General features: G+C 61.0%; 16 protein-coding genes. 10 read left to right on the top strand and 6 right to left on the bottom strand.

Annotated elements, in window-relative coordinates; all coding sequences use genetic code 11:
* Positions 1 to 138 precede the first annotated feature (138 nt).
* Positions 139 to 1,302 (bottom strand): porin, encoded by a 1,164-nt coding sequence (locus ACUN0E_RS18510; protein ID WP_445567552.1) that lies wholly within the window; start codon positions 1,300 to 1,302, stop codon positions 139 to 141.
* 19 nt (positions 1,303 to 1,321) lie between these two features.
* Positions 1,322 to 1,555 (bottom strand): hypothetical protein, encoded by a 234-nt coding sequence (locus ACUN0E_RS18505; protein WP_408387814.1) that lies wholly within the window; start codon positions 1,553 to 1,555, stop codon positions 1,322 to 1,324.
* Between the two features lie 44 nt (positions 1,556 to 1,599).
* Here ACUN0E_RS18505 and ACUN0E_RS18500 point away from each other — a divergent pair, with 44 nt between their 5' ends.
* Positions 1,600 to 2,406, top strand: coding sequence for a MetQ/NlpA family ABC transporter substrate-binding protein (locus tag ACUN0E_RS18500; protein ID WP_445567551.1), 807 nt, complete (start codon positions 1,600 to 1,602; stop codon positions 2,404 to 2,406).
* Positions 2,407 to 2,557: 151 nt separating this feature from the next.
* Here ACUN0E_RS18500 and ACUN0E_RS18495 read toward each other — a convergent pair whose 3' ends face one another.
* Both ACUN0E_RS18495 and ACUN0E_RS18490 read right to left on the bottom strand, forming a co-directional pair.
* Positions 2,558 to 3,673, bottom strand: a complete 1,116-nt coding sequence (locus ACUN0E_RS18495; protein WP_408238047.1) for a succinylglutamate desuccinylase/aspartoacylase family protein — start codon at positions 3,671 to 3,673, stop codon at positions 2,558 to 2,560.
* A 313-nt stretch (positions 3,674 to 3,986) separates the two neighbouring features.
* The gene (locus ACUN0E_RS18490) at positions 3,987 to 4,769 is read right to left on the bottom strand and encodes an ABC transporter substrate-binding protein (RefSeq protein ID WP_408334993.1); all 783 of its coding nucleotides are present in this window, start codon (positions 4,767 to 4,769) and stop codon (positions 3,987 to 3,989) included.
* A gap of 711 nt (positions 4,770 to 5,480) precedes the next feature.
* On the opposite strand from ACUN0E_RS18490, the gene ACUN0E_RS18485 reads away from it, so the two are divergent.
* Positions 5,481 to 6,629, top strand: a complete 1,149-nt coding sequence (locus ACUN0E_RS18485; protein WP_445567550.1) for an ABC transporter substrate-binding protein — start codon at positions 5,481 to 5,483, stop codon at positions 6,627 to 6,629.
* Positions 6,629 to 8,440 (top strand): diguanylate cyclase domain-containing protein, encoded by a 1,812-nt coding sequence (locus ACUN0E_RS18480; RefSeq protein WP_445567549.1) that lies wholly within the window; start codon positions 6,629 to 6,631, stop codon positions 8,438 to 8,440. The genes ACUN0E_RS18485 and ACUN0E_RS18480 overlap by 1 nt, the downstream gene beginning before the upstream one ends.
* 116 nt (positions 8,441 to 8,556) lie before the next feature.
* On the opposite strand, the gene ACUN0E_RS18475 is transcribed toward ACUN0E_RS18480, so the two are convergent.
* The gene (locus ACUN0E_RS18475; RefSeq protein WP_445567548.1) at positions 8,557 to 10,047 is read right to left on the bottom strand and encodes a mannitol dehydrogenase family protein; all 1,491 of its coding nucleotides are present in this window, start codon (positions 10,045 to 10,047) and stop codon (positions 8,557 to 8,559) included.
* A 250-nt stretch (positions 10,048 to 10,297) separates the two neighbouring features.
* Between ACUN0E_RS18475 and manD the strand changes: the two genes are divergently transcribed.
* The 6 genes from manD to ACUN0E_RS18445 all read left to right on the top strand — a co-directional run bounded on the left by manD (position 10,298) and on the right by ACUN0E_RS18445 (position 17,546).
* A complete protein-coding gene (gene manD, locus ACUN0E_RS18470; RefSeq protein WP_445567547.1) occupies positions 10,298 to 11,506 on the top strand; it encodes a D-mannonate dehydratase ManD in 1,209 nt (402 codons plus the stop codon).
* A 45-nt stretch (positions 11,507 to 11,551) separates the two neighbouring features.
* Positions 11,552 to 12,955, top strand: a complete 1,404-nt coding sequence (locus ACUN0E_RS18465; RefSeq protein WP_445567546.1) for an MFS transporter — start codon at positions 11,552 to 11,554, stop codon at positions 12,953 to 12,955.
* 31 nt (positions 12,956 to 12,986) lie between these two features.
* Positions 12,987 to 14,033 (top strand): L-idonate 5-dehydrogenase, encoded by a 1,047-nt coding sequence (locus ACUN0E_RS18460; RefSeq protein WP_445567545.1) that lies wholly within the window; start codon positions 12,987 to 12,989, stop codon positions 14,031 to 14,033.
* 111 nt (positions 14,034 to 14,144) lie between these two features.
* The gene (locus ACUN0E_RS18455) at positions 14,145 to 15,437 is read left to right on the top strand and encodes an MFS transporter (RefSeq protein WP_445567544.1); all 1,293 of its coding nucleotides are present in this window, start codon (positions 14,145 to 14,147) and stop codon (positions 15,435 to 15,437) included.
* Positions 15,438 to 15,522: 85 nt separating this feature from the next.
* A complete protein-coding gene (locus ACUN0E_RS18450) occupies positions 15,523 to 16,356 on the top strand; it encodes a GntR family transcriptional regulator (RefSeq protein ID WP_445567543.1) in 834 nt (277 codons plus the stop codon).
* Positions 16,357 to 16,538: 182 nt separating this feature from the next.
* Positions 16,539 to 17,546: a lysylphosphatidylglycerol synthase transmembrane domain-containing protein gene (locus ACUN0E_RS18445; protein ID WP_445567542.1), complete on the top strand. Its 1,008-nt coding sequence runs from the start codon at positions 16,539 to 16,541 to the stop codon at positions 17,544 to 17,546.
* Positions 17,547 to 17,640: 94 nt separating this feature from the next.
* On the opposite strand, the gene ACUN0E_RS18440 is transcribed toward ACUN0E_RS18445, so the two are convergent.
* The gene (locus ACUN0E_RS18440) at positions 17,641 to 18,405 is read right to left on the bottom strand and encodes a glycosyltransferase family 2 protein (RefSeq protein ID WP_445567541.1); all 765 of its coding nucleotides are present in this window, start codon (positions 18,403 to 18,405) and stop codon (positions 17,641 to 17,643) included.
* A 96-nt stretch (positions 18,406 to 18,501) separates the two neighbouring features.
* Here ACUN0E_RS18440 and ACUN0E_RS18435 point away from each other — a divergent pair, with 96 nt between their 5' ends.
* Positions 18,502 to 18,792: a hypothetical protein gene (locus tag ACUN0E_RS18435; protein ID WP_408238014.1), complete on the top strand. Its 291-nt coding sequence runs from the start codon at positions 18,502 to 18,504 to the stop codon at positions 18,790 to 18,792.
* Positions 18,793 to 18,798 lie beyond the last annotated feature (6 nt).

Below are 18,798 nucleotides of genomic sequence, written 5' to 3'. Positions count from 1 at the left end.
CACGTCGCAAGACATCTTTAGATCAGCGCAGGCGCCTGAAAAACCGATCGTTCAAAAGAAAAACGCCCCGCAGGGCGTTTTCCATAACCTCGGAACGGCAAGGAACTGATGCTCCTCGCCGACCAAGGTAAAACTCGCTTAGAACTTGTGACGGATACCGACGCGGAATGCCAGTTGGTTGTCCGCGCCCGTGCCCGACGTGCTGAAGTAGCTCGTGCTCGAACCGATCTGCGCTTGCAGATCCTGCGTGCCGTTGCGACCCGCTGCGATCTGGTAGATACCCAGTGCATACACGTCCGTACGCTTGCTCAGCGCGTAGTCGACGCTCAGGTCGGCCTGGTTCCAGTGGCCGCGGTTCGCATTGCTCAGATGCATGTACGTGTAGCCCGCGCCTGCCGTCAGTGCCGGCGTGAACGCGTACTTCGCGCCCGCTTCGTATGCAGCGAACGTGGTCGAACCGCCCGTGATCGGCTCGAAGCGCGTGTTCGTGTACAACGCCCACAGCGTGGCTGCGCCGATCGAGTAACGGCCGCCGACACCGAACGTGCGCAGATCGCGGACGTTGCCCGTCGAGACGTTGGCGATGCTGGTCGAGAACGCCGGGGTTGCCTGGCTCGGGTAACGGATGTCCGTGTACGCTGCGCCGACGCCGAACGGGCCGTTCGCGTAGTTCACGCCGACACTGTACGCACGCGACGAACCTGCCACCGGTGCTGCGGTCGTGCCACTAGCCGGCGAGCCGGCAAATGCGCCAGCCTGGTTCGAGAAACCGTACATTGCGCCGAAAGTCAGGCCCGCGAAATTCGCGCTGCTGAACTTGATTGCGTTGTTGATACGGCTCGACGTCAACTGGTCGACGTCATTGATGTGGTAAGCGTAGTTACCCGCGACGGTTTGGCCACCCGTCGAGTAGTTGCCACCCAGGTAATCCGTCGAAAACGAGTACTGGCGACCGAACGTCAGCGAACCGACGCCGTTCTGCGACAGACCGACAAACGCTTGACGGCCGAACATCGCGCCGCCCTGGCCGAGCGTACCGTTGCCGCTGTTAAAACCGTTTTCCAACACGAACAGCGCCTTCAGGCCGCCACCGAGGTCTTCGGTGCCGCGCAGGCCCCAACGGCTGCCTTGAGCAACGCCGTCGTCGTACTTGAAGAGGTTGCCGTGGCCCGTGGCGGTCTTCGAGTTGTTCACATAGCTGATACCGGCATCGATCAGGCCATACAGCGTGACGCTGCTTTGCGCGTGGGCGGCACTGGCGAAGACGGCGAGAGTAGCGGCGGTCAATACTTTCTTGTTCAAGACTTTCTCCGATTAAAAATTAAGCGATCGCGACGCCGTGCTCTTCGGTAAGGTCGTGCGATGGCCCGAAATTTAAGGGAACGCAGAGTAAGGTATGTGACAGCTTGGCTTTTTTTGATATCTGTCGTGCCGGCGCGACACTCAGATAGCTTCGCCAGTTGAAATCAAGCAAGGCGCGCGGTTCATAAGCTTTTTCTGGATCGTGCATATAAGCGTGTGAAAAACGATTGGTTTTCGGGGGTATCGGCCGCATGCGACGATCCGCGCCTATCAGTCAAAACCGTTCGAGGGACACGCATGCAACGCCGGAAAATCATCCAGAATCTGCTCGCTATCGCCGCTGTTTCGCTAACGGCAACGTTTGCGCATGCTGACGACAAACAACTCAAGATCGGCACGATGAGTGGCCCGGATGCGCAGATCTGGTCGGTTGTGACCAAGGTCGCTGCGCGCAAAGGGCTGAACGTGAAGGTCATCGAATTCAACGACTACGTGCAGCCGAACGCGGCACTCGACTCCGGCGACCTCGATGCCAATGGTTTCCAGCATCAGCCATTTCTCGATAGCCAGATCAGGCAACGCGGCTACAAGATCGTTAACGTCGGCCTGACCTACGTTTCGCCAATGGGCTTCTATTCGAAAAAGCTCAAATCGCTCAAGGACTTGCCGGAAGGCGCGAAGGTCGGCATCCAGAACGATCCGTCGAATGGCAATCGCGCGCTGCTGCTGTTGCAGAAGTACGGCGTGATCAAGCTGAAGCCGGGTGTCGGCACGAACGGTGTCAATGCAACGCCGCTCGACGTCGCCGACAATCCGAAGAAGATCAAGCTGATCGAACTCGACGCCGCGCAATTGCCGCGCTCGCTCGACGACCTCGACGCGGCGTCGATCAACACGGACTACGCAGTGAAGGCCGGTTTGCAGCCGACCAAAGACGCGATCGCGATCGAAGACCTCAAAGGTCCGTACGCGAATCTGATCGCCGTCCGTGCGCAGGATCGCGACAAACCGTGGGTCAAGAAGCTGGTCGCGGCTTATGAGTCGGATGAAGTGCGCAAGTACATCGACACGCAGTTCAAAGGCGCGATCATTCCGGCTTTCTGAACGGTTTCATGAGCGGCTTTCCAGCCGTCTTTGAGCAATCCGTTCTTTCGCAACAGGCGCGTAAACGCAGATCGCCCGCTGAAATAGCGGGCGATCTGCTTTGCAGACATGGCTTCCACGGGCAATACCGGGAAGCGCGGTTTCCTGCTTCTTAATTGCTCAACAACGATCCGCTTCTGAATGCCTTCGCGCCGGCAATGCGCGCGAACTCCAGCCCGGCCGTTGCAAAGCGTGTCAAATGCCGCGCGTACAGCACGCCGGCCACGCTGCTTTTCAGCGTCACGACGCGATCGGTCAACGGATCGACGATATCGGCGATCTCATGGCCGACATCGACCCAGGTGCCGACTTCGCAGCGGTAAACCAGCACGCCGCTCATCGGCGCGACAATCGGCTCGGCGCCGGCCAAAGGCGTCGCGGCGAATTCGAGCGCCGGCAACGGCGCCGGCGTGCCGTCGATCACGCCACGTGAGGTCAGGTACTCGATGATCGCCTGGGCGTCGCGATCGGCGTACTCGTACGATACTTCGCGTTGACCGCGCAGTTCGATCGTGACCGAGATCGAGCCATTCGGAATCGGAAAACGGTCGCCGTAACGGCCGCGCAGATCCGACCAGCAGAAGCTGTGAATTTCATCGAACGGATTACCCACCGAATTCAGCGCCAGCAGCGAGGCCTTGGCGTCCAGGTAGCAGGCGAGCGGCTCGACTTCCGGCCACAGGTCCGGGTTCGTGTACAGGTGCATTGCGGCTTCCCAGTCGCAGTGCAGATCGAGTACGACATCGGCGTCATATGAGAGCTTTTGCAGCGCCAGACGCTGTGATTCGAGTTCGGTTGCCGGTTTTTGCGCGTCGAGCGCTTCATGCATCGCCGCGCGGATTGCTGTGCGATTGGCGTCGATGTTGTCGGTCAGACGCCCTTCGATGCCAGGCTGAATCAGCGCCGACAGCTCGTAGAAATTACGGTTGAAGTTCTGCGCGCTGTTGGTCTCGAAGCGACCCGTCAGATGACCGAGAAAGTGTTGATTCAGACCGATCGGATTGGCCACCGGCACGATCACGACCTCGCCGCGCATCTTGCCGGCGGATTCCAGCGCGGCGAGTTTGCGGCGTAATGCCCACGAGACCAGCATGCCAGGCAACTCGTCCGCATGCAGCGACGACTGGATGTAAATCTTCTGCCCGCCGCCAGGACCATAGTGAAAACTCGTCAGATTACGGGCGGTGCTGAGCGTTGGGGCAATCAGCGGATGGGTTTGGGTTTGCATGGTTTTCAAATCCGCGGGCAATTGAAGCATGCCACGCTATGTCGTTGATTACAGGGGAAATGGGGACTTCATTGCCGGTCATTGGCGGCCTGGCTCGCGGCGCCTCTATCGCACGATCTTAGCCGATATGACGCGACGCGTGGTTTTATGCGGCGTCATCCGGATGGCGCGCGGCACGCGGGCAGGCCTGTCCGGTTCGATCATAGTCCGGGCGGCGCGGCAAAGCGGTTCCGCAAACGAAACGGGCTCCGCATGATGCGGAGCCCGTTCTCTGCAAGCGCTGCAAGCGCGCCGTCAGACGCGCGTGGCTGGCTTAGCTGCCGTACACGTCGAAGTCGAAGTACTTCTTCTCGAGCTTCTTGTACGTACCGTCCTTGATGATGTCGGCGATCGCCTTGTCGACCTTCGCCTTCAGATCGGTGTCTTCCTTGCGCATGCCGATGCCCGCGCCGTTGCCGAGGATCTTCTCGTCGACGATATCCTTGCCGGCGAACTCATAGCCCGCGCCGCGCGGCGTCTTCAGGAAGCCGATTTCCGCTTCAACCGCGTCCTGCAGCGATGCGTCAAGACGACCCGACAGCAAGTCTGCGTAGACCTGGTCCTGGTTCTGATACGGCACAACCTTCGCGCCCTTCGGTTCCCAGTAAGTCTTCGCGTAGGTTTCCTGGATCGTGCCTTGCTCGACACCAACCGCTTTGCCCTTCAGCGAATCGGCGGTCGGCATGATGCCCGAACCCTTCTTCGTGACGAGGCGTGTCGGCGTGTTGAACAGCTTCGACGAGAAGGCGATCTGTTCAGCGCGTTGCGGCGTCATGGACATCGACGACAGCACGCCGTCGAACTTCTTCGCCTTCAGGGCCGGAATCATGCCGTCGAAGTCGTTTTCGACCCACACGCATTTGGCCTTCAGGCGCGTGCAGATTTCATTGCCGAGGTCGATGTCGAAGCCCGCGAGCTTGCCGTCCGAGCCCTTTGACTCAAACGGGGGATAGCTGGCGTCAACGCCAAAACGGATAGTCGACCAGTCTTTAGCGTGTGCGCCAATCGAGACGGTTGCAAGCAGAGCAACCGTCAAAGCCGCTAGCAGTTTTTTCACTGTTTTACTCCTCGGTGTAGTTCAAATACTCCCGTACGCGGTTGTGCCGCTGCGGGATGCCCGGCGCGACTCACGACCGGGCCTGGGTTGAAGCTGCCGGCCGGGGCGGCCAGTAGCGCGCGCCAAGCTTATCAGTTCAAAAAGATTGAGTAGCTAGTGAAACACCGGATGGCGAAAGGGAATAGCTTCTAAAGCCTGAGTCTGATCGAGATTCGACGGCGCCGTCATGCGTATTGCATTGATTGCGTGCGCTGCGGGTTGGCCTGTAAAGACCTCATAATGAAGTTGGCTAATGGCGGGACGGCGGGACGGCGGGACGGTGGGACCTTGCCCGGATACTTCGCATAATGCGTTGTTCTGCAAAACCGGTATTTAAAATAACACTATTTACTACCGCATATTGCCGCCTATTAAGGCGTTCCTGTTTCAATTGCCTGACGGTAAGTTAAAGGTTTCGCAAGAATTACCGTTAAACGCAGATGAGCACATTTGTTAAATCACGCCGGATAGTTCGTTTTTCTCTACTGAGGCGAGGCTGAAACCAAAAATGGTCTGCTTGGCGCTATTATCAACGCTTCGCTCGCTCGCCATTGCAGCATGCGCGCGTATCGGTATCTGTCTGAACAAAGTCATCGAGCACTACGCCCGCGGTTAAACGCCGCGCGCCTGTCTGCGCTCGTCGTAAAGGCCTTCTGCTAAGCGGTGTTGTATATGCACACGATTTCCATGGCAGATGAAATGCGCTGTTTCAATCCATCGCTACGGCGCCGGATTGCAGTTGTAGCGGCACGCGCGAATTCACTGCGCTGCGGCGGCCTTTCCGGTTTTTTGACATTGCTGATAAACGCCGCTTTCTGCTGTAGCCTTTTGTCGTCGGCACCCGTCGCGGCCGCCGACAAAGTTCTGCGTGTACTGGCGTGGCCCGGTTATGCGGACGCCGATGTCGTCAAGACTTTCGAAACACGCTATCACGCGAAGGTCGAAGTTACGCTGGTCGATTCGGACGAGGCGCTATGGGCGCAGATGCATGCGCAGGGTATGCCCCCGTTCGATGTGCTCGCCGCCAATACGGCCGAAATCGAACGCTACACCCGCGCGAATCTGCTGGCGCCGCTCGATCTGGCCAGTTTGCCGAATACGAAAAAACAGTTGCCGCGGTTTCAGGCGCTGTCGTCGATCGAAGGGCTGACCTCGGCAGGCAATGTGTACGCCATTCCATTCACGTATTCGTCGATGGGGCTGATCTATGACCGCAAGCAGATCGCCGTTGCGCCGCGCTCGATGCGCGAATTGTGGAACCCGCGCTATCGCGGCAAGGTTCTCGACTTCAATAGCGCCCAACATAATTTCTCGTTCACCGCGCTGGCGCTGGGATATCCCAATCCGTTCCAGCTCGATGCCGTGCAGATGCGCGTGATCGCTCACAAGCTCGTCGACCTGCGCCGCAACCTGCTGACCTATTACAACTTGCCGGAAGAAGCGACTGCGTTCTTCATCCAGCACAAAGTTGCCTTGATGTTCGGTAACTATGGCACCCAGCAGGTTGAATCGTTGCGTCGTGCCGGCGCGGACGTGGGCTACGTGATTCCCGACGAAGGGGTGCTCGCGTGGCTGGACTGCTGGTCGATGACGCGTGCCGCAAATGATCGCCCACTCGCGCTTGCGTGGATCAATTACATGCTTGAGCCGGACGTTAGTGCGTTGCTGACGCAACGCCAGGGGCTTGCGAATACATTGACGGCGCCGGCGGAACACAGCGACAACGCGCACATCGTCTGGATCGGCCCGGTGGAAGATATTCAGCGGCGCGAAGACCTGTGGAAGAGAATCGCGTCCGGCGACCGGTCGGAGCGCTTCTGATGATACGTCCCGGCCTGACATTCAAATTATCGATTCTGCTTGCGTGCATTGGCGTGCTCGCGTCCGGCGCGACCGGTTATTACGCGTATCGGGCCAACCGTACGATGCTGGTGAACGAAGCCGAACGCAGTCTGCTGACTTCGACGGAACTGCTGGGCCAGCGCTTTTCCGTTGCGATCGACGATGTCGCCGCCGACGCGCTGGTGCTCGCGAGCCTGCCGTCTTCGGCAGACGTCGTGCAGACCGACAACGGCGTTGGCGCGAATGCGCCGCGCGAAAGGCTGGCACAGGTGTATGCCAGCTTCATGGTTCATCACCCCGAGTATCTGCAAATCCGCCTGATTACCCGCAAGCACTACGGACTCGAACTGATCCGCTTCGACCGTGATGCGGACGGTCTCGTGCGGGTCGAGGGGGACAGTTTGCAGGAGAAAGGCCAGTTCGCGTATGTGTTCGACACACTCGCGTTTTCGGCCGGGCGCATTTACACCTCACCGATCTCGGTGAATCACGAGTACGGTACGCATGCCGCCGAGGGCAAGCCTACGTTGCGGCTCGGCACACCCGTGGCGGACGCGAGCGGGGTCGTGGTGGGGGTCGTCATTATCGACATCGATCTTGCCGGTCTGCTTAAACGTTTGCAGAGCGATTTGCCGAGCGACTATCAGGTCTATCTCGCCAACGAATGGGGCGATTTCCTGGTCCATCCGGATGCCTCGAAAACATTCGGCTTCGACAGGGGGCGTCGCGTTCTGATGCAGGACAGCTTTTCCGTCACCAAGCCGCTCTTCGACCAGTCAGAAAGCGAAGTTCTGCTGAATGGTCTTGTGCGGCCGAGGCAGGCGGCCGGTCAGGTGCTCGCTTTCGTGCGCAGGCCATTCGGCGCGTCCGAGGGCAATCGGTTTATCGTGCTTGGCCTTGCCAAGCCGCTCGAGGATGTGTTGTCCGGCGCTACCCAGTTGGGTAACAGAATCATTCGCATGGTATTGATCTTCAGCGTGCTGGCGCTGTTCCTTGCGATTCTGTTTGCCCGCGCACTGACCAAGCCTTTGCACATGCTTGCACACGCGGCGACGCATCTGTTCGCCGAGCACGCGATGGAAACGCTGCCGCTCAAACGTACCGACGAAATCGGCGTGCTGGCGCGCTGCTTCGATCGTCTGCGCCGGGAAATCAGGTCGCAAATGGATGTGCTGCATAACAAGCAACGCGAGCTAGTGCATCTCGCCACACACGACGGGCTGACTGGTCTGCCGAACCGTATGTTGTTCATGCAGAAGCTCGCGACGGCGATTGAGGACGCGACGCGGCGCGAGGAAGGGCTCGCTGTGCTGTTCGTCGACCTCGACCGCTTCAAGCAGATCAACGACCAGTTTGGGCATTCGATTGGTGACAAGGTGCTTACCGCGGTGGCACAACGGCTGAAGCAGGTGCTCTGCACGGCGGATGTTGCCGCGCGCCTCGGCGGTGATGAGTTCATCGTGTTGATCGAGGGGCCGCGTTCCCTGGAGGCGGCGCCGGCGATTGCCTCGCGGATCATGGGCGCGTTGAACGAGGAACTGCTGATCGACGGACAAAGCATGACAGTGGGGGCGAGCATCGGCATCAGCGAGTTTCCGGACGATAGCATCACGGTGGAGGAGCTTCTGCTCAACGCCGACGCGGCGATGTATGCGGCCAAATCCGGCGGGCGGTGTGGGTATCTGCGCTATCAGGATGTCCTCGAGGCACGGAAGCTACAACAGGAGCGGGAGCAGTTGCAGGCGAGCGAAGGTGCGACGGAGGGGCGCGAGGCGGAGCCGACTGCCTGAAGTGCTTTTAGAAAATTGCCTATAAAAAGCACCTGCAAAAAACGCCGACGTGTCGGGTCACCTCGACGCTTCAGGCGGCGCCGTGCTGGTCGCACTCGCTTCCCAAACGCGCGGATTCATTGCAACGCGGCAATGGCACCCCTTGCGCCGTTTTCATGAAGCAACTGCAAGGCGTGCCGAAGCGTTTTTCTGAATTCAGGAATGTTGGCCAGATTCGCAGGAAACACCTCGCGCACAGACAGCAATGCATCCATCAACGCCGGCGGTTCGCCATGCGCGGATGCCGCGAGCGCCTGTAATCTACTCGCCAACGGATCGCTGATTTCGTAACGCGTGCCGGCGTCTGCATGGCCTCGCAAAAACATCATCCAGGCCGCTACCGCCAGCGCGAGACGCGTGAACGATCGGCCTGCGTCGATCCGCGCGGCAATCGTGGCAAGCAGACGCGGCGGAATCTTCTGGCTGCCGTCCATCGCAATCTGCGCGCAGCGATGTTTCAGCGCCGGATTCGCGTAACGCTCGAGCAATGCGTCCCGATAGGCGAGCACGTCAAATGATGCGGGCATGGTTAGCGTCGGCGCGATTTCCTGCGTCATCATCGCGTGGATAAGATTGCGCATGGCGGGGTGGGAGATCGCTGCGTCGATCGTATCGAAGCCGCCGAGCATCGACAGATAAGCTAGCGTCGAGTGCGTGCCGTTCAACATGCGCAGCTTCGCCAGTTCGAACGGCGTGACGTCGCCGACGAGTTGCGCACCGACCGCGTCCCACGCGGGACGCCCTCCGGGAAAACGATCTTCAATGACCCACTGCCGGAATGGCTCGCAGGGTACCGGTGCGGCGTCCTGATAACCGATCGCGTCGGCCACGGTGGCCCGTTCGGCGTCGGTGGTTGCCGGCACGATACGGTCGACCATTGTCGATGGAAACGCAACCCGGGCGGCGATCCAGTCGGCCAACTCGGGATCGGCTTGCCGTGCGAACGAACAGACCACCTGGCGCAGCGCGGCGCCGTTATGGGCGAGGTTGTCGCACGAGAGCACCGTGAACGGTTCGCCGTTCGCGCCGTCGCGCCGCTCGCGTAATGCTGCGACGAGAATGCCCGGCACCGTGCGCGGCGTGAGCGGGTGAGCCAGATCGTGCACGACGGCGGAATCGTCGAGCGCGACCTCGCCGGTTTTCGGGTCGCGGCAGTAGCCTTTTTCGGTGACGGTCAGCGAGACGATCCGTACCAGCGGATCCGCGAGGCGCGCGAACAGGGCGGCGCGATCGTGCGGCATGGCCAGCACCTCGCGCAATGCGCGCACGACCGTTACTTTCGCGCCGTGCGGCCCGCGCTCGACCACGCTATACAAGCCTTGCTGTTCCGTCAGCGCGTCGCGCTTGCCGACATCGCCTTGTAGTGTCACGCCGCAAATGCCCCAGTCGCCGCCCGCGGCGAGCATGGCCTCTTCCGTATAAAGCGCCTGATGCGCGCGATGGAAGTTGCCGATCCCCAGATGAACGATGCCGATGCGCGGCTCCCGCCATTGCGGCGACAGCAGGTGCGTTTGCAGCGCGGGCAGTGCGTGGCGGACGAGGCGGGGCAAGGTGGCTGCAGAGCTCATGTAATGAAATCCAGATTACGGAAAGGCTTTGAAACGACGCCGTTCGGCGGGAAAACCCTGATTTGACGTCACGCTATACTTGTATGGTAGCATCGTTCAAACGGCTTGAGACAGGTTGAGGAAGGTGATTTTCTGCTTCATTCCCCATTTCATTTTCCACCTCAGCCGCCGTTCGAAACCGATATGAAAACAGCAAGTCGCATGCCGCCGTTCGACGCGGTTCGCGACCTGCTATTGCAAGGAAGATGTCATGAAGATCGTTCGCGCCGACGTGATCGTCACGTGCCCGGGCCGTAATTTCGTCACGCTGAAAATCGTCACTGACGAAGGCGTGTACGGTATCGGCGATGCAACGTTGAACGGCCGCGAACTGGCGGTCGCTTCGTACCTGAAAGACCACGTGTGCCCGGTGCTGATCGGGCGCGATCCCGGCCGTATCGAAGACACCTGGCAATACCTCTACAAAGGCGCGTATTGGCGCCGCGGTCCTGTCACCATGACGGCGATTGCCGCGGTGGACATGGCGCTGTGGGACATTCTCGGCAAAGTGACAGGCATGCCGCTGTACAAGCTGCTCGGCGGTGCCTCGCGAGAAGGCGTGATGGTGTACGGCCATGCCACCGGCCGCGACATTCCTGAAGCGCTCGACCGTTACGCGGAACATATCGAAGCGGGGTATCAGGCCATTCGCATTCAATGCGGCGTGCCGAATATGCGCTCGGTGTATGGCGTGTCGAAAGGCAGCGGCATGTACGAGCCGGCCACCAAAGGCGCGGTCGAGGAACAGAGCTGGTCGTCGGAGAAGTATCTGGACTTCGTGCCGAAGCTTTTTGAAGCGGTGCGCGACAAGTTCGGCTTCGATACGCATTTGCTGCATGACGTACACCACCGTTTGACACCGATCGAAGCGGCGCGTCTCGGCAAATCGGTCGAGCCATATCGCCTGTTCTGGATGGAAGACCCAACGCCCGCGGAAAACCAGGCCGGCTTCCGGCTGATTCGCGAGCATACCGTTACGCCGATCGCGGTGGGTGAAGTCTTCAACAGCATTTGGGATTGCAAACAGTTGATCGAGGAGCAATTGATCGACTACATCCGCGCGACCTTGACGCACGCGGGCGGTATTACGCATCTGCGGCGCATTGCGGATTTTGCTTCGCTGTACCAGGTGCGAACCGGTTGCCACGGACCGTCAGATTTGTCGCCGGTGTGCATGGGCGCGGCGCTGCATTTCGATCTGTGGGTGCCGAATTTCGGCGTGCAGGAGTACATGGGTTTCCCGCAGGAAGCGCTTGACGTATTCCCGCATGCGTGGCGCTTCGAGCACGGCATGATGCATCCAGGCGAAGCGCCGGGCCACGGCGTCGACATCGACGAAGCGGCAGCCGCGCGGTATCCCTACGACCCGGCGTATCTGCCGGTCGCGCGTCTCGAAGACGGGACGCTGTGGAACTGGTGAGTCGATTCGCCCGGCTAACCTGATTACATAATTATGGAGACACGCGTGAATCCAGCACGCCCGCAAGCCGCCGCGCCGGCCAGCACCGCCATGTTGCGCCGCGTGGCCTTCGCCTCGACCATCGGCACGGCAGCCGAGTACTACGACTTCTTCGTTTACGGCACGGCCGCCGTGCTGGTGTTCGGCCAGAAGTTTTTCCCCTCCGCCGACCCGCTGATCGGCACGCTCGCAGCTTTCGCCACCTATGCGGTCGGGTTTCTGGCACGGCCACTAGGCGGCATCGTGTTCGGTCATTTCGGCGATCGCGTCGGCCGCAAGAAGGCCTTGATCGTGACGATCCTGATTGTCGGCCTGGGAACGTTCGCGATCGGTCTGCTGCCTGACTATCAGTCGATCGGCATCTGGGCGCCGATTGCACTGATCGTGATTCGTGTACTGCAAGGCTTTGGCGTGGGCGGCGAGCAGGCGGGCGCCGTGTTGCTCACGGCGGAATACGCACCGCCTGCGCGGCGCGGCTTCTTCGCGAGTCTCGTGCAATTGGGCGCGCCTGCCGGTTTTCTGATTCCGTCGGGTCTGTTCGCGCTGCTTACCGCGACGTTGACGCAGGCGCAGTTGCTCGACTGGGGCTGGCGCATTCCGTTTCTCGCCAGCGCGTTGCTGGTCGCCGTAGGTCTGTATATCCGCTTGCGCACCGAAGAATCACCGATCTTCGCCACGATCCAGCGCACCAAATCGGTGGCTTCGCGCCCGGTGGTAGAAGTGGTGCGCCAGTTCGGTCCGACGATTGTCAAAGGTGTCGGTGCCAAATTGATCGAGGCCTGCGCTTTTGCGATGTACACCATGATCGTGCTTGCCTACGGCAAAGCACACGGCATCGCGCAAAGCATGCTGCTCGAAACGGTAATTGTCGCGGTCGCGCTCGAGCTCGTGACGATTCCGCTCGCCGGTGCGCTGTCCGATCGCATCGGGCGGCGGCCGACCTTCATCGCGGGTGCGTTATTGCATGTTGCGCTAGTGGTGCCGTTCTTCATGGCGATCGATAGCGGCAATCGCGCGGCGATCCAGCTTGTGATGATTCTCGCCATCAGTGTCGGCCATAGTCTCTGCTATGCACCGCAAGCGGCGCTGTTCCCCGAACTGTTCCCGGCGCGCGTGCGCTGCAGCGGTATTGCATTGATCTGGCAGATCGGCTCTTTGCTCGGCAGCGGCGTACTCGGACTGCTGGCCGTCAAACTGATTCAGCTCACGCATGGCAATTCGCTCGCGTTGATTATCTACGTGGCGGTGCTCGGCATCGTATCGGCTGTATCGCTCTTTGCATTGCCGGAAACCGCGCCTCTGCGCCGCGGTGGCGATCTCCATGATTGGGGCGGCGGTGAGCCGGTCGAGGCGCATACGGCAGCGCAAGCGTCTTCGTCCTCATCTTCGTCTTCCCTCGCGCAGCCCTGAGCGCGCGACCTTTGCCATACCGGAGTCCATCATGCTCGCAGCCGTGCTTCACGAACCCAAACTGATCCGCATCGACGAAGTCGATCCGCCCGAACCCGGTCCAGGCCAGGTACGCGTGCGTGTGCGCGCCGGCGGCATTTGCGGCTCCGATCTGTCGTACTACTTCAAAGGCAGGAGCGGCGATTTCGCGGTGCGTGAGCCGTTCGTGCTCGGACATGAAGTGGCCGGCGAGATCGATGCGCTCGGCGAGGGCGTGAGCGCGGAGCATCGGCTGACGCCCGGGCAGCGCGTTGCCGTCAATCCTGGGCTGGCCTGCGGGACGTGCCGCTTTTGCGTCGGCGGGATGCCGAATCATTGTCTGAACATGCGCTTCATGGGCAGCGCATCGACCTTTCCGCATACGCAGGGCATGTTCCGTCAGTACATCGTCGTCGCGGCGCGGCAATGTGTGCCTGTGCCGGATGGCGTCGATTTCGCGCAGGCGTCGATGGCCGAACCACTAGCCGTCGCATTGCATGCGGTGAAGCAGGCCGGTTCGCTCGTCGGCGCGAGTGTCTTGCTGGTGGGTTGCGGGCCGATCGGTTGCATTCTGCTGAGCGTGGCACGCCGTGCCGGCGCTCATCGTGTGGTCGCATTGGATCTTTCGGATCGCGCGTTGCAGATCGCGCAGCAACTCGGCGCGGATCAGACCGTGAACGCCGCGGACAGCGCCGTGATCGATCAATGGTCCGCGCAACGCGGCACGTTCGACGTGGTTATCGAGGCATCGGGCAGTCCCGCCGGCCTCGATACGGCACTGCGTGCGGCGCGCGCGGGCGGCACGGTGATTCAGGTGGGCAATCTGCCGGCCGGCCAGTCGCCAGTGGCGGCGAACCTGGTGATGTCGAAAGAACTCCGCTATCAAGGCTCGTTCCGCTTCACCAGCGAATATGCCATCGCAGCGGATGAAATCGCCTCGGGCAAGGTCGATCTGCGGCCACTGATGACGCACGCGTTTGCGATGAGCGAAGCAAACCGCGCGTTCGAAGTGGCGCTCGACCGCTCGCAGTCGATGAAGGTGCATCTGAACTTCGACTGAGCATCCCCTGTTGCATGGGCGTTGCACCGATCCGCAGCGCCTTTCCAAAGCCAATCAAGCTACTAGAGCCACTCAAACGCCCACCAAGAGGCGACCCGAAGGAGACACCTGATGATCAAGAGTCAACGCTGGTTTGTCGTCGCGCTACTGTTTCTGGCCGGCGTTATCAACTACCTCGATCGAGCCGCGCTGTCGATCGCCGCACCGCTGATCCAGAAAGACCTGAACTTCTCGCATGCGCAAATGGGCATCGTGTTCAGCAGCTTTTTCATCGGCTATGCGCTGTTCAATTTCGTCGGCGGGGTGCTGTCGGACAAGGTCGGCGCGAAACGCGTGTTCGGCACCGCGATGGGCGTGTGGTCGGTGTTTTGCGGCGCGACCGCGTTGGCGAGCGGCATCGGTTCGCTGATCGTGCTGCGCGTACTGTTCGGTATGGGCGAAGGTCCGTTCAGTTCGTCGAACAGCAAGATGGTCAATAACTGGTTCCCGCGCAAAGAGGTCGCGAGCGCGATCGGCGTGATCAGTTCGGGCACACCGCTCGGCGGCGCGCTGGCGGGTCCGGTGGTCGGCTTTATGGCGGTGCAGTTCGGCTGGCGCTGGGCCTTTGTCGCGATCATGCTGCTGGGACTCTTGTGGCTCGTTTTCTGGGCGGCAACGACTACCGAACACCCGCATGAGAATTCCCGGGTCACGCCTGACGAGATCGAACTCATCCGCGCCGGTCAGGCGGACGAGCATGCGATCGCGCATTCGGCCGACGGCGAGAAGCTCGGCCTGCGGCACTTCCTGAAGAAGCCGATCATTCTCGCGACGGCCTTCGCGTTCTTCTCATACAACTACGTGCTGTTTTTCTTCCTGTCGTGGTTCCCGACTTATTTGACCGAAGCGCATCACCTGAGCCTGCGCGACATGAGTTTCGCCACGGTGATTCCATGGCTGCTCGGCAGCATCGGGCTCGCAGCGGGCGGCTTCATCTCGGACTTTATCTTGCGCCTGACCGGCAAGCCGCTGCTGTCGCGCAAGATCGTGCTGGGTAGCTGTCTGGGCGCGGCGGCGGTGTGCGTCGCGTTGGCCGGGCGAGTCGCCAGTACTCAGAGTGCGGTTGCGCTGATGTCGGTGTCGATCTTCTTCCTGTATGTGACGGGCGCGGTGTATTGGGCCGTGATTCAGGACACCGTGCCGCGTGAACACGTCGGTGGCGTGGGCGGCTTTGTCCACCTGCTGGCGAACCTGGCCGGCGTGATCGGACCGGCGGTGACCGGCTTTATCGTCGAAGCGACGCACGGCAATTACGCTAGTGCGTTTGTGTTGGCGGGGGTGATTGCCGTGCTTGGCGCGGTGTGTTCTCTGGTGTGGATTCGCGAGCCGCGACCCAGCGTGCTGAACATGAAACGTGCATGGTAGTATGGTGCGGCGCATTTGAGTGGATATCCAGGCGGGTATTCACAGTGTGTGCCGCCTCCCTCGCTATTCATTTGTTGCTTTGCTGATGCCGACCAAGAACCTCCACGCCAGCGCGTCTTCTTTCTCCTCCGATGCCACGCTCGTTGCGCCACGCACACGACGTCGCGCGAGCGTGCAGGGCGGTGCGCGCGTCGAGTTGCCGGATCTGACCGCCAGTGTCTCGTTCGATTCGCACGAGCCGATCGGCAAGCAGATTTTCCGTGCGCTGCGCGAAGCGATTTTTATCGGTCAGATGGTGCCAGGCACGCCGCTCTCGGAGAAGGAAGTGTCCGACATGTTTCAGGTGTCGCGGCAGCCGGTACGGGAGGCGTTCATCAAGCTGGTCGAAGCGGGTGTGCTTCAGGTATTGCCGCAGCGTGGCACCTTCGTGAAGCGCATTTCGCCGCGCCAGGTGCGCGAAGGGCGCTTCATTCGCGAAGCGATCGAGACGGCGGTGGTGCGTAAGGCAGCCGTATCGATTACCGACGAGCAGTTGCAGGCACTCGCCGACAATCTTCGTGACCAGAAGCTTGCGGCGAAATCGAACGACACCGCGGCTTTCCTCGCGCTCGATGAGGCGTTTCATTACGCGATTGCCCAGGCGATCGATTGCACGGCCGCATGGGAAACGATTCAGGACATCAAGGCGCAGATGGATCGCGTGCGCTATCTGAGCCTGCCTGATGTGTCGCCGCTCGATCTGCTGATCAAGCAGCACGCAAAAATTCTGGCGGGCCTTCGCGCGCATGACCCAGGCGCCGCTGAAGAGGCGATGCGCAACCATCTGCGTGAGATTCTGATGTCGCTCGGTCCGATTGCCAAACGCAATCCAGCCTGGTTCGAAGCGGACGAACCGGAGCGCGTGCCTTTGTCGACCTGACGCGATAGCGGAGGGTCTCGCGCGTTGCAATTGACGCACATTGACAAACGGCGTCACGAAAACGCAGTGTCGAGTGGTTACCATGAGGCCCCGGACGGCCCCGATTCCACGCACAACGCAGCCCCATGCCGGCTGCGTCGTGCGATGAAGGTAGGGCCTTGCTGCATTTGCTGAGGCCCTCGTTGATCAGATCTCATACGCGTAAAGCGGCAGTGTTAGTGGCGCTTGCCGGTATCGGCCTCGCCGTCGGCGCGCCTTTCGCTCTCAATTCGCACGCGGCGTTCGCCGGGCTGCGTCATGTCTCCCTCTATGTGTTCGCCGCGCTTGCCGCGAGTGCGGCAATCAGCGCGATGGCAAAGGCCGGCAAGCTGCATCTGATGCAGACCGCGCTCGGACTCAGGGTGAGTTTCCCGCGTACTTTCGCCATTACGCTGGCGACCGATTTCGCGTTCCTGGCTTCGCCGCTGGGGGCGGCGGGCTACGGCGTCAACATCGGCCTGCTGCAACGCGCCGGGGCCTCCTGGTCGCTTGCGACGACCGTCGTCGGTGCGGATCAGGCGCTCGACCTCGCGTTCTTCACGACCGCCGTGCCGGTTTCGCTGCTGTTTGCATTCGGGCCGCTGACGCAAGTGATTCCGCGCGCGAGCGCACCGTTCGTGTTCGGCGTGCTGGCCGGCGCCGTGTGCCTGGCAGGTGTCTGCTGGATGAATCGTCGGCGCGTGGCGGCGGCATTGGACGCCGCCGGCCGGCGCGTTCATTGGCTTAACGAGCGCCGCGCGCGGTTGAGCAGGTTTTGCCACAGCGTTCGCCGACAATGGCTGGAACTGGTCGCCGTACCCAGGTGGCGGCTTGCCGCGTTGTGTTTGCTGACGACGCTGCAGTGGCTGCTTCGCTATGGCGCCCTCTGGTTCATCTTGCGCGAACTCGGTTACCGCCTGCCGTTAGGTTTCGTGCTCGCGGTGCAGGCGGTGGCCCTGCATGCCGCGTTGTGGACCGGTGTGCCTGCGGGCGGCGGCACCGGCGATATCGCGCTGGCCGCCGCATTCGCGACCTGGGTGCCCCGCGCGAGTATCGCGACGGCGCTGGTGTTGTGGCGCTTTGCGACGCTTTACAGCCCCCTGGTGCTGGGCGCGGCAGGTTTTGTTGCGCTTGCAACGAGGGGACGCGATCCGCTGTCGGCTGTCGAATGAACCGTCGACGCTGGGAGCGAACGGATGGCGCGGCGCGGCGCGGCGCGGCTCACCAGGCTCGCTGGGTTCACTCACGCCAGGTTCGGTCAGCGTTTTAGCGCGGACTATCGGGCACTTTCCGGATGCGTGCCGCAAAACTCGCCCGTGAGCCATGGTCAATGCGTAAGCGAAGCATCTGAAAGGTCTGTGAAATCAGCGCGAGCGGATAAACAGCTTTCAGCAGGTCCGCGATCATGCGCCATTCCGCGCGTATGCCTTTCCAGTAACCAAGCTTCTCGGTTTTGCGAGCCTGCGTGACGTGGGGCCAGTGAGTGACCGCAATCGGCAGACGGCGCGCGACGATGCGACGGTTCATGAACACCTCGATCCCGAAGCGCGGCAAGCCGTGAACGTCCTGCAGGACTTCGCTCAACAGCGTTTTCCTGACCACGCGCTCACCGGAGACGAAATCGAGGCCGATGGCGCGAAACGCCAACAGGCTGTTCTGGCGCAGACTCAGGCTCACCTGTGCGCTGCCTTGCAAAACGGGCAGGGCGAGGGCGCTGATGTCCGCGGCGGTCAGACCCTTCAGGTCGGCATCGAGCAGCATCAGCAACTCGCCTTGCGCCGCGGCGATTCCAACCGCCATTGCGACGCTTTTGCCCCGGTTTTCCGTGCATCGAATCAGTTGTAGGGATGAGAAGCCTTTGACTATTTCAGCGGTGCCGTCGGTCGAACCGTCGTCCACCACGATGATTTCGTCAAGCAACGGGTGGGTGCAGGCCACAGCCAGCACCGCTGCAATGCGAGGCGCCTCGTTATAGGCGCAAATGACACAGGAGATTCGTGGAGGACGTCTGAGCGGGGCGCGAGCTGTCATGGAAAGGGGCGTAGTGAGCAGGTCATGGTGCGGTGCAGCACAAAGCTTACTTTTCAGCTATAGTCGGGATACGGCTTATGTCCAGAGAGGTACAGAATGTACGACGCCGAAATCGCCGCCACCCTCCTGAATCGTTGGGCTACACGTTCATCAACTACTGATTTCGACGCCTACTTCGATTTGTTGCGCGAAGGCAATCTTAGTTTCACCTTTCAATCCGGACATGTGCGTGAAGCGGGCATTGAAGAGGGGAGCGCATTCACTGTCGAATCCCTCGTATTCGGTGACGGCTCGCGCACCCTGCGCGTCGAAGCGCCTGACCGGACACCCCGCTGGACGCGCTGGGCCGCGGTGGAACCACTGCTGCCCGCACCCAGCGAGGCCTGAGCAGCA

This window comes from Paraburkholderia sp. D1E (assembly GCF_052682275.1).
Note: the sequence above shows the minus strand (reverse complement) of the source record. Positions and strands in the feature narration are given on the sequence as shown.